Annotated in this window: 12 protein-coding genes; 4 read left to right on the plus strand and 8 right to left on the minus strand. The window is 47.6% G+C overall.

What is annotated here, in order from left to right; genetic code table 11:
- The first annotated feature begins 252 nt into the window (after window positions 1–252).
- Window positions 253–1,083 (plus strand): pyruvate, water dikinase regulatory protein, encoded by an 831-nt coding sequence (locus BVJ53_RS08965; protein ID WP_129302117.1) that lies wholly within the window; start codon window positions 253–255, stop codon window positions 1,081–1,083.
- On the opposite strand, the gene BVJ53_RS08970 is transcribed toward BVJ53_RS08965, so the two are convergent.
- The 5 genes from BVJ53_RS08970 to hisS all read right to left on the minus strand — a co-directional run bounded on the left by BVJ53_RS08970 (window position 1,080) and on the right by hisS (window position 6,770).
- Window positions 1,080–1,967 (minus strand): deoxyribonuclease IV, encoded by an 888-nt coding sequence (locus BVJ53_RS08970; protein WP_129302118.1) that lies wholly within the window; start codon window positions 1,965–1,967, stop codon window positions 1,080–1,082. The genes BVJ53_RS08965 and BVJ53_RS08970 overlap by 4 nt on opposite strands.
- A 113-nt stretch (window positions 1,968–2,080) precedes the next feature.
- Window positions 2,081–3,001, minus strand: coding sequence for a YitT family protein (locus tag BVJ53_RS08975; RefSeq protein ID WP_129302119.1), 921 nt, complete (start codon window positions 2,999–3,001; stop codon window positions 2,081–2,083).
- 140 nt (window positions 3,002–3,141) lie between these two features.
- Window positions 3,142–3,585, minus strand: a complete 444-nt coding sequence (gene msrB, locus BVJ53_RS08980; RefSeq protein WP_129302120.1) for a peptide-methionine (R)-S-oxide reductase MsrB — start codon at window positions 3,583–3,585, stop codon at window positions 3,142–3,144.
- 94 nt (window positions 3,586–3,679) lie between these two features.
- Window positions 3,680–5,485, minus strand: coding sequence for an aspartate--tRNA ligase (aspS, locus tag BVJ53_RS08985; RefSeq protein WP_129302121.1), 1,806 nt, complete (start codon window positions 5,483–5,485; stop codon window positions 3,680–3,682).
- Between the two features lies 1 nt (window position 5,486).
- A complete protein-coding gene (gene hisS, locus BVJ53_RS08990; protein ID WP_129302122.1) occupies window positions 5,487–6,770 on the minus strand; it encodes a histidine--tRNA ligase in 1,284 nt (427 codons plus the stop codon).
- Window positions 6,771–7,443: 673 nt separating this feature from the next.
- Here hisS and BVJ53_RS09000 point away from each other — a divergent pair.
- The 3 genes from BVJ53_RS09000 (at window position 7,444) to BVJ53_RS09010 (ending at window position 10,065) form a co-directional block, all read left to right on the plus strand.
- Entirely contained in the window at window positions 7,444–7,902 is a 459-nt protein-coding gene (locus BVJ53_RS09000; protein WP_129302124.1) for an HIT family protein, read from the plus strand.
- 18 nt (window positions 7,903–7,920) lie between these two features.
- Window positions 7,921–8,601 (plus strand): HAD family hydrolase, encoded by a 681-nt coding sequence (locus BVJ53_RS09005; RefSeq protein WP_129302125.1) that lies wholly within the window; start codon window positions 7,921–7,923, stop codon window positions 8,599–8,601.
- A gap of 141 nt (window positions 8,602–8,742) precedes the next feature.
- Window positions 8,743–10,065 carry an N-acetylmuramoyl-L-alanine amidase gene (locus BVJ53_RS09010; protein ID WP_129302126.1) on the plus strand — a complete coding sequence of 441 codons (1,323 nt, stop codon included), beginning with the start codon at window positions 8,743–8,745 and terminating at the stop codon, window positions 10,063–10,065.
- Window positions 10,066–10,149: 84 nt separating this feature from the next.
- Here the strand turns inward: BVJ53_RS09010 and BVJ53_RS09015 are convergent, their stop codons facing one another.
- The 3 genes from BVJ53_RS09015 to BVJ53_RS09025 form a co-directional block, all read right to left on the minus strand.
- A complete protein-coding gene (locus tag BVJ53_RS09015) occupies window positions 10,150–10,776 on the minus strand; it encodes an HAD hydrolase-like protein (protein WP_129302127.1) in 627 nt (208 codons plus the stop codon).
- Window positions 10,776–11,222 (minus strand): D-aminoacyl-tRNA deacylase, encoded by a 447-nt coding sequence (dtd, locus tag BVJ53_RS09020; protein ID WP_129302128.1) that lies wholly within the window; start codon window positions 11,220–11,222, stop codon window positions 10,776–10,778. Before dtd ends, BVJ53_RS09015 begins: the two co-directional genes overlap by 1 nt.
- A 114-nt stretch (window positions 11,223–11,336) precedes the next feature.
- Complete coding sequence (locus BVJ53_RS09025; RefSeq protein ID WP_129302129.1) at window positions 11,337–13,562, minus strand: RelA/SpoT family protein; 2,226 nt, start codon at window positions 13,560–13,562, stop codon at window positions 11,337–11,339.
- Between the last annotated feature and the right edge of the window lie 155 nt (window positions 13,563–13,717).

Consider the following 13,717-nt stretch of genomic DNA (forward strand, 5'->3'; position numbering starts at 1 on the left):
ACCACTGACGGATATCATAGCCAATAGTTCGTTTATTAGTATACAAAACTGACAACCACGCGTCAATAAGCGATTTCAGATTTTTATATAAACAACCGCTGTTATTGACAAAGATGTTGTCTCAACTAAATCTTAACGTCATTGACGTTCGCAATCAAAGATTTGCTAGCGTTTGATGACCCCGTTTTGCGACATTCACGCCCACACTTGAATTATGCTATGATAGCGTTATCTAAGTAGCGAGGTGGCATTATGACCCAAGAATTGAATTTATATATTATGTCAGATTCGGTTGGCGAAACCGGCTTGCGATTGGCTCAGGCTGTTGCCGCACAGTTTCCCGAATTTGAAGCTCATTACGTTCGCTTTCCGTTCATCCATAACAAAGAAAAAATCTATAGCTCTCTTGATGAAGCCAAGAAAGAAAACGCGTTAGCTATTATGACCTTCGTGACAGACGGCTTCGCCCAACTGGCAACACATTACGCGAAAGACCAAGGCATCATTGCGATCGACGTCATGTCACCGATTTTAAGCGGGATTAAATCAATCACCCATGAAGAACCCAATCACGTTCCGGGAGCCGTGCACGATCTCAATGAACGTTATTTTGACCGTATTTCGGCGATGGAATTTGCGGTTTTGTATGATGACGGCAAAGATCCAAAAGGCTTCCTCGAAGCAGACATTGTGTTACTGGGTGTCTCGCGAACCAGCAAGACGCCGCTTTCGCTTTTTCTTGCCAATCGCAATCTGAAAGTGGCCAATTTACCTTTGGTGCCGAATGCTCATATCCCTGAAGAAATCTGGCAGGTTGATCCTAAAAAGATTGTCGGCCTGACCACTGATGCCTCCGTTTTAATGGAATTTCGGCGTCAGCGCATGATTCAGTATGGCTTGAATCCAGACACTGCTTACTCGGCGCGTGATCAAGTCAATCAGGAATTGAAGTTTGCTGAAGATCTCTACAAAAAAATCGGCTGCATGGTGATTAACACCGCACACCGATCAATTGAAGAAACGGCAACCCTGATTTTGGAGCACATGGGTTTAGATGAATTTGAAAATACCGAGACTCATTAACCCATCAACCGGCGCAAAGCTTCCGGCTGAAAATGGCCGCTTCTAAGCCACTTAATTTCTTCCCCATATGGCGGAACCTGATGTTTCTTATCTGGCCCGACATATGGGGTTTCGAGTATCTTGGGTAACTTTTCCAATGCCGGATGATGGGCAATTCGGTTTAACGCGTCAAACCCGATTGTCCCAAAACCGATGTTGGCATGGCGATCCTTATGGCTACCGCGCGGATTCTTGGAATCGTTCACGTGAATGACGCTCAATCGATCCATACCGATGACGTGATCAAACTCATTTAAAACGCCATCAAAGTCATTTTTGACATCGTAACCGGCGTCGTTGGTATGACAAGTATCAAAAGTCACGCGCAGCTTTTCGTTATAGGTCACGCCGTCAATGATCGCAGCGAGTTCTTCGAAAGAACGGCCGATTTCCGTTCCCTTCCCTGCCATGGTTTCAAGCGCAATCGTGACATGTTGCTTAGGGTCAATAATGCGATTCAAGCCTTTGACAATTTGCTTGATCGCTGTTTCAGGACCAGCGCCCACATGCGCACCGGGATGAAATGGCATTGTATAGGCATGCAACGCGTCTGCTCGAGCAACTTCTTCCTGCATGAATTGCACCGCAAATTCAAAATTTTCGGGCTTTTTCGTATTGCCAAGATTGACAATATAAGGTGCGTGAATAACGGTATGACTGATGCCGTCTTTGGTCATCGCTGCCAGCCCTTCAGGAATGCGCATCTCGCTCGTTGGTTTACGACGCGTATTTTGCGGTGCACCTGTATAAAACTGCAGCGTATTAGCATCATAACTAGCCGCTTCTTCAACTGCCCCTAACAACATTTTTGTGCCTTTCATACTGACATTGGCACCGATTAACATTAAAAAAAGCCCCCTATGTTTGATCGACCAGCAATCGTTTCAATTGAGATTCCTGGTGATCTGGAAAAAATAATCAAAACCTTGAGCTGTTTACCAGGTTCATGTTAGCGCGGCTAATCCGTTTTAGGCTCGTAAAAATGCCCGAGGATTTTGACTGAATCCGTGATTGACACAAACGCATACGGATCGCTGTGGCGCATGGCCTGTTCTAGGTCGTACATTTCGGCGCGGGAAATGATAGTAAAGAGAATGGTCTTTTCTTCGTGGTGGAAGGCCCCTTCTGCATCATGAACAATGGTGATGCCGCGGCGTAGTGAACCTTGAATCTCTCGAACAACCTGCTTAGGCCGAGCCGTGACAATCATGACCTGCAGTCGCTGCTGACGCGTGTATAGCGAATCCATGACCCGTCCGTTGATGAAAATTGCCAGTGCCGAGTACAACGCATGTGGCCAATCGTTGACAAAACCCGCAAAAAAGATAATCAGCACATTGAACATAATATTGATCGTGCCAACCGTTCTTCCGGTCCGTTTACGCAGCACGATGCCGATGATATCAATGCCGCCAGTGGAAATGTTATTGCGTAAGGCAAAACCGGTACCTAGGCCATTCACAACCGCCCCGAAGATACCACAAACGATTGGATCTTTGGTCAGTGGTGTTAAGACCCCCAGCAACCGAATCATAATCGTCGAGAAGATAACCGCCAAAAAGGTGAACACGGTAAAGCGGTGGCCGATTGCCTTCCATGCCAAAATAAACAATGGCACGTTTAATAAGAACAGCAATGTCCCGGTTGAAAACAAATCCGTTGTTGCCAGCGAAAAGAACGGTAGCGCAATGTCGAAGTTGAACCATTTTCGCACCACAGTCGCCAAAAGCTGTGCCGCACCGGTAATGCCACTGGCAAAAACCCCACCCGGTTCCCAAAACATATTCAACGCAACGGCGACACAAATACTATAGAAAAATGCCGCTGATAATCGTGACCAATTTTGATGTCGGCGAATTAGCCGATCGATCTCTTCCATACAAAAACCGCTCCCTGTCACCCATAATCATGTCGTGATCAAGTATAACAAGGGCGGTCTTATATTGCTACCAAATCAAAAACAATCATTCTATTTGACATGAACGTGCTCGCTAGCCAGCAAAACCCACTGGCGTCACCTTATTTGAAAAGTTGTTGGTATTGCCCGTAGCCTTCTTTGACAAGATCCGCGACAGGAATGAAACGCAGCGCTGCAGAATTAATGCAGTAGCGCAAGCCACCCTTATCGATCGGGCCATCGTTAAACACATGCCCCAAATGCGAATTAGCTTCAGGACTGCGAACTTCGACCCGCTCCATGCCAAAGCTTTGATCGCGATGCTCTGCCAGCTTGGTGATAGGTTTGGTAAAAGCCGGCCAGCCACAACCGGCGTCATATTTATCTTTGGAGGAAAATAACGGTTCACCGCTAACGACGTCCACGTAAATTCCCTCTTGATAAAAATTATCATACTGACCGGAAAACGGACGTTCAGTTGCGGCTTTCTGAGTCACGGCATAAGCTTCTGGTGACAAACGCTTCTTTAAATCAGATTTTGCAGCTTGCTTTGCTTTATCGAACATAAAAAACACCTCCGCTACGTTTTATTATAGCGGCAGGCGTTTAAATTGTCAGCAATTAAATTGTTTCATATTGATGAAGAAACATTGCCGGTCATTACTCGGTTAAGTTCTCATCACCTTCATGCTCTTTTTCCGGATCGACATCTGGCCGAACCTCAATGCCTAGGTCTTTGAGCTGAACATCGGCGACTGGTGACGGTGCACTGGTCATCGGCTCGCTGGCTTTGCTGTTCTTCGGGAAGGCAATGACATCACGAATGTTGGTGCGGCCTGTCAATAGCATGACAAACCGATCTAACCCGATGGCTAAGCCTCCATGCGGCGGGAATCCATAATCAAGCGCTGTCAGCAGGAAGCCAAAACTCTTTTGGGCGCGTTCCGGCGTGAAGCCAAGTGCTTTAAGCATTTTTTCTTGAATCTCCCGGTTGTGAATACGGATGGACCCTCCACCCAATTCATAGCCGTTCAACACAATGTCGTAGCTTTGGGCGTGCGCTGCATGCGGATTGGTGTCAAGCAGGTGGACGTCTTCCTCATTAGGCATTGTAAACGGATGGTGAGCTGGCACCCAGCGTTGAATCCCTTCATCGTATTCAAACAACGGCCAGTCAACCACCCAGCAAAAACGGAATTCTTTGTCATCAATCAAACCAAGGTCATGGCCAAAATGAGTCCTAAGATAACCAAGTGAATCAGCAACGACCTTTGCCTTATCTGCCACAAATAGAACCAGATCACCGGCATGGGCGCCAACCGCTTGTGTTAGCGTATTGCCGTCACCAAAGAACTTGGCAATTGGGCCGCTAATGCCGTCCGCGGTCACTTTCATCCACGCCAGACCTTTAGCACCGAACCGCTTGATATAGTCCTGTTGAGCATCAATCATTTTACGGGAATACTTGTCGGCACCGCCTGGCAAAACAATGGCACGAACCTGGCCGCCATTTTGCACGGCACCCGCAAAGACCTTGAATTCAGAATCTTTGACCAAATCGGAAACATCCTGAATTTGCATGTCAAAGCGTAGATCCGGCTTATCGGAACCGTATTTATCCATCGCATCCTGCCAGGTGATTCGCTCGAATGGCAATTTAACGTCAATGCCTTTAACATCATGCATCACTTGGGCAATTAAGCCTTCTGTAATGTCCTGAATTTCTTGAGCTGTCAAGAAACTGGTCTCAAGGTCAATTTGGGTGAACTCCGGTTGACGGTCGCCGCGTAAATCTTCATCACGGAAGCACCGGGCGATTTGATAGTACCGATCAAATCCGGCCCCCATCAGCAACTGCTTAAATAACTGCGGTGATTGCGGCAAGGCGTAGAAGCTGCCTGGATAAACCCGGGACGGCACCAAATAGTCACGAGCCCCTTCAGGCGTGCTGGCAGTCAAAGTCGGGGTTTCGACATCGATAAAACCGTTGTCATCTAAGTAATGGTGCACACTGCGCATAATGTGAGCGCGGGTAAAAATGTTCTTCTGCATCTCCGGTCGCCGCAAATCAAGGTAGCGGTACTTTAATTTGGTTTCTTCGGTCACAGCAACATTGTCTTCGATGTAAAATGGTGGCGTTTTGGCCTTGTTCAAAATAGTGATGTCATGGACTTCAACTTCGACATCACCGGTTTTCATTTCCGGATTCACCGCTTGCGGCTTACGCTTTTTGACAATACCGTGCACTTCGATGACATATTCTGAACGCACCGAATTAGCCACTACCAAAGCGTCCTGATCAAACGCTTCAGAAAAAACCAGCTGAACGATGCCTTCACGATCTCGCAAGTCAACAAAAATCAAACTGCCGAGACTGCGACGCTTTTGCACCCATCCCTTCAAGGTGACTTCTTGATCAACATAATCGGTGGTGACGTCACCGGCATAACACGTTCGTTTACTCATACTACTTTGCCTCCGTTACTTGCGTGTAAATTTTTCCGAAATCCGTCAACACATCAGCCTGTGGGAAGGCCTGTTGCTGACCGGTTGCCATATTTTTGATTTGGACTGTGCCGGCTGCGCGTTCGCTTTCGCCAATTGTCAAAACCAGCTTTGCATGCGCTTTGTTGGCCGCTTTAAACTGGCCCTTCGCTTTGCGGCCCATGTAATCCATTTCGCCGGTAAAGCCTTGTTCACGCAAGGCTGTTAACATTTGCAAAGCCTCTTGGTCAGCACCCTGGTCAATGGTGACTATATAGGCATCTGGTTGTGCTGCTTCTTGATCTGATTGCATCAACAGCATCAGGCGTTCAACGCCCATGGCAAAGCCAATTCCGGGGGTCTCAGGACCACCGAGTTCTTCAACCAGCCCGTTATAACGGCCGCCTGCCAAGATGGTCGTATAGCCGCCACCAAAGACTTTATCATCAGACATAACTTCAAAAATCGTGTGGTTATAGTAATCAAGTCCGCGGACCATGGTGGCATCCACGTCAAAATCAATTCCCAACCCTGTCAGCAATGTCTTCACGCGATCAAAATGGTGTTGGGCTTCCGGTGTCAGATAATCCAGAATTGAGGGTGCATTGGCGACAATCTCCTGGTCATGGCGATCTTTACTATCGAGAATGCGCAAAGGATTCTTTTCTAAGCGAACTTTGGAATCTTCAGATAATTCATCTTTGAACGGCGTCAGGTAATCGACGAGCGCCGCATGAAATGCTTTACGCGTCGCTGGGTCGCCCAGCGAATTAATGACAAACTTAAGGTGTTTGGCGCCTAAAGCTTCAAGCAATTGCTTAGCCAAGGCGATCGTTTCAGCATCCAGCACCGGTGAATCGCTGCCGAAAGCCTCGACCCCAATTTGATGGAACTGCCGCTGGCGGCCACTTTGCGGGCGTTCATACCGGAACATTGGCCCCATATAATAAACCTTGTAAGGCTTCGCATATTCAGGACCGTATAATTTGTTCTCGACATACGCCCGCACCACCCCGGCAGTGCCTTCTGGACGTAAAGCCATCATCCGGTCGCCTTTATCTTTGAAGGTATACATTTCTTTGGTCACAATATCACTGGTGTCGCCAGCACTGCGCGAAAAAACATCGACATTTTCAAAAATCGGCGTGCGGATTTCACGGTATTGGTATTGAGCAAAAATTTGACGGGCAACAGCTTCGACCTGCTGCCAACGTTCGCTTTGGCCAGGTAAAATATCGGCTGTGCCTTTTGGACGTTGATAATTCATGAGGGACCTCCTGTAGTCTGAGAGATGTGATGGGTTGGATTTGATGTGATCTGTAAGGTGGGATTGAAATGCGGCTGAGGAATGATGCCGGCCGATACTGTCGCGGAAACGCGCTCACCGGCGCAGAAGCCTGCGTGTAAGGGCCTTGGTCGCAAATAGCTAAAGTATCTTACTGCATGCAGATAAGGAACAACGCTGGCCGATACTGCATCGAAAACGCGTTCGCTGGCGCAGAAACCTCCGTGTAAGGACCTTGGTCGCAATGGCCAAAGCCCGGCCATCACGCCCAAGGCCACTTACACTCCGGTTTCTGAACGCGCCAGCTCACGCTCTAAAAAAATGCACCCCTCGATCGCTCGAAGGGTGCGGACACGGTACCACCTTGTGTTTTACTTTGCCATAACGGTGGCGTTCCGGAATTTGATCACCTCGGGAGTGTCTTTTCGATCGGTCCCGGCTTTCACCATCTCCGGGTCGCTTGAAATTGATCTATCCTACTCCGTCACAGGTCTTAGTTATTGGTTAAAGCATACGGTTTGCAGAAAGCTTTGTCAACGGCGTTTATCCCGATGTAAACGCTAAATTTGCTTTCAAAGCAATATTGTCTTTAAAAGGCCATACGAGTATGATGATTTTAATTAACAGAATTAAAATTTGATTAGGGATGATGATAATGTGGCAAGATAATCGCATTCAGTCGGCTCTAATGGGTAAAAATCCGATGGTGATGGCAGAATTGCCAGGTGGCTTTGCTGTTTTTGGGGATGTTCAGTTTCTTCCCGGATATAGTGTGTTGTTGCCAAAACGCGAAGTTGGTAGCTTAAATCAATTGACGAAACCCGAACGAACCTTATTTTTGCAAAGTATGGCCGCTTTGGGCGATGCGGTCTTATCTGCATGCCGGCCAGTGCGCGTGAACTATGACATTCTTGGTAATACTGATCACTTTTTACATGCACATGTGTTTCCGCGATACAAAACAGAAAGCCCGATTCGTCTGGCAAAGCCGGTTTGGTTATATCCCGCGTCGTACTGGAGCAATTCGCGATATCAATACGATCCTATTAGGCATCATATGATTCGACAGCGAATTACTGATGCATTGAAACTGCAGCTCGAATCTGACGATTAAAAGATAGGGAGTGTTCGTTTGATCTTAACGTTTGATTGTTATGGGACTTTGTTAGATACCAGCCCGATTAACCAACTACTGATGCAACTGGCGCGCAAATGTAACCGCAATTCGAAAACAGTTATCAGTACATACAGCAGTTTTGAAGATCGCCTGATGTACGGTGAGACAATCGTGCCTTATGAAACCCTCATTCAAAGGGATCTTGAATACTTAGATATGATATTTGCAACAACATCGTTCTTTCAAAAGCAGGCAAAATTTATTGTTCAAGCTTATCACCAACTTAGGCCTTTTCCCGAGGTCATGTTCGTTCTCCAACAACTTAAAGAACAGCAACACACTCTCCTCCTCATGTCGAATGCTTCGGCTGACATCATGGCCGATAATGCCGCAACGCTTGGTCACCTTTTTGATGACATCTTTTTACCGGAACAAACAGGTTGTTACAAACCAACGCTGGCATTCTTTCAGTATGTTGATCATCAAATCGGTCACACTGCTAAACAGCACGTGCATATTGCCAAAGGTTTTTGGTGGGATATTGTTCCTTGTACAAAGATGGGCTGGCGAAAAGTGTGGATCAACCGTGATCATCTCAATGGCATGAGCAGATATCAGCCCTATCAGGTTTTTAGTGACCTGGCGCCAGTGCCAGCTTATATTGACAAACTTGTTACTCAGGATTTGCGCGGCTGAGACAAACCATTTTCTTCTTTCATAAGTTGGAAAATAGTCTGAAGTCGCTTTTGCAGATCGCTAATAACGTCTTTGCCGCCTTTTTACCAGCCGATTTGCTATAATGAGCTTAATGATCTTTAGAGAATGGTGAGGCTGGTCATGAAACATATCGGACAGTTAAAAAAATGGCCATTGATTATTTTGCTGGCGGTGTTGTTTGGCGTTGGTGCCGCGACGACCAGTGTCATGGCAAATACGCAATATATGACGGTTAAGGCCGACACGGTTAATGTGCGCCTAGGCCCAGGGCTTGCTTATGGCATTATGGGTCAGGTTAAGTCAGGTAATCAGCTGACGATTATCGGTGCCAAAAACTCATGGTACCAAGTGCGACTTGCCGGGAATCGAATTGGTTGGGTGGCATCATGGCTGGTGGATCAGAGCGAAGCTGCCACGACGCGGGCAAAAGTTGCCACGGTCAATCAGCCAGTTAATGTGCGTGAATATGCAAGCCAGGATGCCAAACAATTGGGCTCCCTTAATGCCGGTGTGAGTGTTAAGGTCGTTTATCAGGAAGGCAACTGGACACAAATTGCCTACAACAATACTGCAGCGTGGATTACCAGCAGCAGTATCCAGCTAACAGGCAAGACAACGAATCTAGCGCAACCTGCGCAGGCAAATCTGACGCAAACCCAAAGTAACCCCTCGCTCAAAGTCACGACCAACACAACGACTAATTTACGAAATGCGGCGGGTATCAATGCACCGGTTGTCGAAAAACTGGACAAGGGCACGGAACTGACCGTTATCAAGCAACAGGATGATTGGTACCAAGTCACGGCACCGGATGGAAAGACCGGCTTTGTGGCTAGCTGGACGGTCAGCGCCCCGAATGACGGGCAGACGAAAAAAGCTGCCACTAAGCTTTCAGAGGCAACGATTGTCCTCGATCCGGGGCATGGTGGTTCCGATACCGGTGCGATTGCCAATGATGGCTCAGATTACGAAAAAACTTACACGCTGAAGACCGCTGATTTGGTTGCTAATGCGTTGCGGGCTGCCGGCGCTAACGTCATCATGACGCGCACCACGGATAAGTTTGTCGATCTTGCGCCGCGACCAGCCACTGCCAATAACGCCCATGCCGACGCGTTCATTTCATTCCACTTCGACTCCAGTCCATCCAAAAATTCGGCTTCAGGATTCACCACGTATTACTACAGCAGTAAAAAAGATCTACCCTTGGCGAAATCCATCAACAGGGCACTGACTGGCTTACCACTTAAAAATCGTGGCGTCGCGTTTGGCAATTTTGAAGTTTTACGTGATAACAATCAACCAGCCATTTTGAACGAAATGGGTTACATTAACAACGATAAAGACTTTAAGTATATCAAGGATCCAACGTATCAATCTAAAATCGCAACGGATATTGTTAATGGATTGAATGCCTATTTCAAAGCTGGTAATCACCAATAATCATTCACTTGTTTTGACTAATCAAACACCCGCAAAAGCAGCGGAATAATACCGTTGCTTTTGCGGGTGTTTTGGATGGATCGTTTATTTCCGGAACAACCGTGGGATCTCTTCAAGATGATTAATTTGAAAGTCTGCTTGCGGTGCGGCGTTTAAGCCGTCGACATTAAAATAAATGGTTTTGACCCCTGCGTTAATGCCAGCGTCAACATCAAGGGAGCGGTCCCCGATCATTGCTGTGACGGCCGGATTTAGTTGAAATCGTTTTAGCAGATATTGGATGGCGTCAGGTGCCGGTTTGCGCGGCAGATCCAAGTCAGAGTCCACCCCGCCTAAAAAGAGCGTGTCGGCGTGATCGTTGGCCAAAATGTCCCACGCGCTGTGATCGCGGTGCGTTAACAGTAGATTATGGCCGCCTTGCTCCTTTATCGCCGTTAAAACCGATAATGCTGCCGGATACGGATGAATATCATGCAGATAAACCCGGGCGCGACGGTGATATTCAGCCTCTAGCTCATCCACCGATCGGCCCACTTTGCTGCCAAAGTCGGTTAAAAATTTCTTGATCGATGTCTTTTTAACCTGACGATACAGTTCCTGCGATTCAATTTGGCCGCCATTGTCCAGAACAAGGCTTCTCAAGGCTTTCATCATCCCGGGGTATGAATCATACAGTGTGCCGTCAAAATCCCAAATTGCGTTAACCAGCATTACTTTGCCTCCGTATCAAACAGAATGGTGACTGGGCCGTCGTTAGTGAGGCTTACTTGCATATCGCCGCCGAATTCACCGGTTGCCACTGTGATCCCCAGTTGCCGGAGTTTGGCATTGAAGGCTTGGTACAGTTGTTCGCCCAATGCCGGCTTGGCGGCATCGGTAAAACTCGGTCGATTGCCACGGCGGGTATCCGCGTATAACGTAAACTGGGAAATCGATAGAATCTGACCATCGACATCTGCCAGCGCTAAGTTCATTTTGCCGGCGTCATCACTGAATACTCTGAGCTTACTGATCTTTTCGGCCAGATAATCGCTGTCGGCTTGTGTGTCATTCGGCGCGACTCCCAGTAAAACCACAAAACCATGGTCAATGGCTCCGACTGTTTTTCCATCAATGTTGACTTGAGCCGCAAGACTGCGTTGAACAACTGCGCGCATGAATGTTTCTCCTTTTCGTTTGTTTTAATTCCGATCGTTTTGTCATGATCAAAAAAACAGGACGAACAGCAGTGCTGACCCAGATGCGTCATGCTGTTCGCCTGCCAACTCCGATCAACCATTAGCCCGTTTGACCTCATAAATGTCCGGAACGTTTTTGACCGCATCCATCAATTTGTCCAAATGGGCAAGGTTGCGGACACCGACCGTGACGTGGATGTCGGCCATTTTATCATGATCGACCCGACCATTAATATTATTCAGTGCCTTGGTTTGGGCGTTGAGAACCTGCAAAACATCACTCAGCAAGCCGCTGCGGTTGTAGCCGTAAATTTCGAGATCCGTGTTGAAGAGCTGCTTTTGATCCTCTTCATTCTCCCAGCGAACCTCGATTAGCCGGCCTGACATTTCCTTTGAATTTTGAACGTTGGGGCAATCGGCACGATGGACGGTCACACCGCGGCCCTTGGTGACGTAACCGACAATCGCATCGCCAGGCACAGGCATGCAGCACTTAGCCAGATGGACCAGCAGATTATCGACGCCTTCAATGACCACGCCGTCTTCAGAGTGGGTCTGGGGCTGATGACGTTCGCTGGAAACTGTCGTCACTTTTTGATTCTTCGATAAAATCGCGGCTTCTTTGGCCTTTCGATCTTTCTCCGCCTTCTCGTGCCGATACTTCTCGGTCAGGCGATTCGCAATGACTTTCGGCGTATATTCGCCATAGCCAATCGAACTCATTAATTCGTCTTCGGTTTGAAAATTCAGGCGCTGCATTAATCCCGACAGATTTTCTTTTGTCAGGAAATCTTTTGGCGTGTACCCTTCTTCTTGTAGCTCGTGTTCAAGCATATCACGGCCTTTGTCGGCATTTTCGCTTTTATCGGCTTGCTTAAAATAACGCTTGATCTTGTTGCGTGCACGGGACGTGTAGACGATCTTGATCCAGTCACGACTCGGCGAACTGCCACTCGCAGTCAACATTTCGACGATATCGCCGTTTTTGAGCACATAATTAAGCGGTACGATTTTGCCGTTAACCTTGGCGCCAACGGTATGATTACCGACTTCGGTGTGAATGAGATAGCCAAAATCAAGTGGATTACTACCCTTAGGAAGCTCGTAGACGTCACCTTTAGGGGTAAACACATAAACCCGGTCGGTAAAAATATCGCCTTTGACACTTTCCATAAAGTCGGCAGCATCACTGCTTTCGTCCTGTAATTCGAGGATTTCGCGAAAAATATCCAACTTCTTGCCGGCTTTGTCATATTGAACCTTACTCGTCTGACCTTCCTTGTAGGCCCAGTGTGCCGCAACACCATATTCAGCCACATGATGCATTTCTTCAGTTCGAATCTGTACTTCTAGCGGTTTGCCCATCGGCCCGATCACCGTTGTGTGGATACTTTGATACAAGTTGGCTTTTGGCATCGCGATGTAATCTTTAAACCGGCCTGGCATCGGTTTCCATTTGGTATGAATGGCGCCTAAAACAGCATAGCAATCTTTAATCGTCTCGGTAATCACACGAATCGCAAGCAGGTCATAGAGTTCATCGAATTGCTTATGCTTGTCGCGCATTTTTTTGTAAATCGAATAAATATGCTTGGGCCGGCCATAGATTTCGTATTTAATATGCAGGTCGGCCAGGGCTTTTTTGATTTCTTCGATAGCTTCTTGAATATAAGCTTCACGTTCGGTGCGCTTGCTGTTCATCAAGTGCGCAATCCGATAATACTGCTGCGGGTTTAGATAGCGCAATGATAGATCCTCGAGCTCCCACTTGATGGTGCTGATCCCCAAACGATCGGCTAAAGGCGCATAGATCTCCAATGTTTCATTGGCGATCCGCCGTTGCTTGTCCGGGCGTAAGTGTTGGAGCGTCCGCATATTGTGTAAACGATCAGCCAATTTCACCATGATGACCCGTAAGTCTTTGGCCATCGCCAAGAGCATCTTCCGGTGATTCTCAGCGAGTTCGTCTTTATGCGCAACGTACGTGACTTTGCTCAGTTTGGTAACGCCGTCAACGATAACCGCAACATCGTGTCCAAACACTTCTTCAATGTCGCCTAACGTAATGTTGGTATCTTCGACGACATCATGTAAATACCCGGAAGCAACTGTCTCCGGATCCATTTTTAATTCGGCAAGAATCCCGGCTACCTGAATGGGATGGATAATATAAGGCTCACCGGATTTGCGAACCTGGTCTTTATGAACGTATGCAGCAAATTTATAGGCCTTTTCCACGAATGCCAAATGTTCAGGATTCATATAAGCTTTGCACAACTTCATGACATCCGGTTGGGTAAGTTCAACTTCTTCAGCCATGCTATCCCCTCCTGAGCGCGAGCCGGCGCGGTCAGAAGTCGGAGTGTAAGTGGCCTTGGCGAGATGGCCGGGCTTTGGCCATTGCGCCAAGGTCCTTACATGCAGACTTCTGCGCCGGGGAGCGCGTTAATGTGAGCGCGAGCCGGCGCGGACAG

Source organism: Lacticaseibacillus chiayiensis, assembly GCF_004123795.1.
GTDB lineage: Bacteria > Bacillota > Bacilli > Lactobacillales > Lactobacillaceae > Lacticaseibacillus > Lacticaseibacillus chiayiensis.

What these genes read in the sequence shown, in the direction of transcription:
- BVJ53_RS09025 (WP_129302129.1), bottom strand. Translation starts at nt 13,562, where the DNA reads ATGGCTGAAGAAGTTGAACTTACCCAACCGGATGTCATGAAGTTGTGC.
- msrB (WP_129302120.1), bottom strand. Translation starts at nt 3,585, where the DNA reads ATGTTCGATAAAGCAAAGCAAGCTGCAAAATCTGATTTAAAGAAGCGT.
- dtd (WP_129302128.1), bottom strand. Translation starts at nt 11,222, where the DNA reads ATGCGCGCAGTTGTTCAACGCAGTCTTGCGGCTCAAGTCAACATTGAT.
- BVJ53_RS09000 (WP_129302124.1), top strand. Translation starts at nt 7,444, where the DNA reads ATGTGGCAAGATAATCGCATTCAGTCGGCTCTAATGGGTAAAAATCCG.
- BVJ53_RS08970 (WP_129302118.1), bottom strand. Translation starts at nt 1,967, where the DNA reads ATGTTAATCGGTGCCAATGTCAGTATGAAAGGCACAAAAATGTTGTTA.
- BVJ53_RS09010 (WP_129302126.1), top strand. Translation starts at nt 8,743, where the DNA reads ATGAAACATATCGGACAGTTAAAAAAATGGCCATTGATTATTTTGCTG.
- hisS (WP_129302122.1), bottom strand. Translation starts at nt 6,770, where the DNA reads ATGAATTATCAACGTCCAAAAGGCACAGCCGATATTTTACCTGGCCAA.
- aspS (WP_129302121.1), bottom strand. Translation starts at nt 5,485, where the DNA reads ATGAGTAAACGAACGTGTTATGCCGGTGACGTCACCACCGATTATGTT.
- BVJ53_RS08975 (WP_129302119.1), bottom strand. Translation starts at nt 3,001, where the DNA reads ATGGAAGAGATCGATCGGCTAATTCGCCGACATCAAAATTGGTCACGA.
- BVJ53_RS09015 (WP_129302127.1), bottom strand. Translation starts at nt 10,776, where the DNA reads ATGCTGGTTAACGCAATTTGGGATTTTGACGGCACACTGTATGATTCA.
- BVJ53_RS08965 (WP_129302117.1), top strand. Translation starts at nt 253, where the DNA reads ATGACCCAAGAATTGAATTTATATATTATGTCAGATTCGGTTGGCGAA.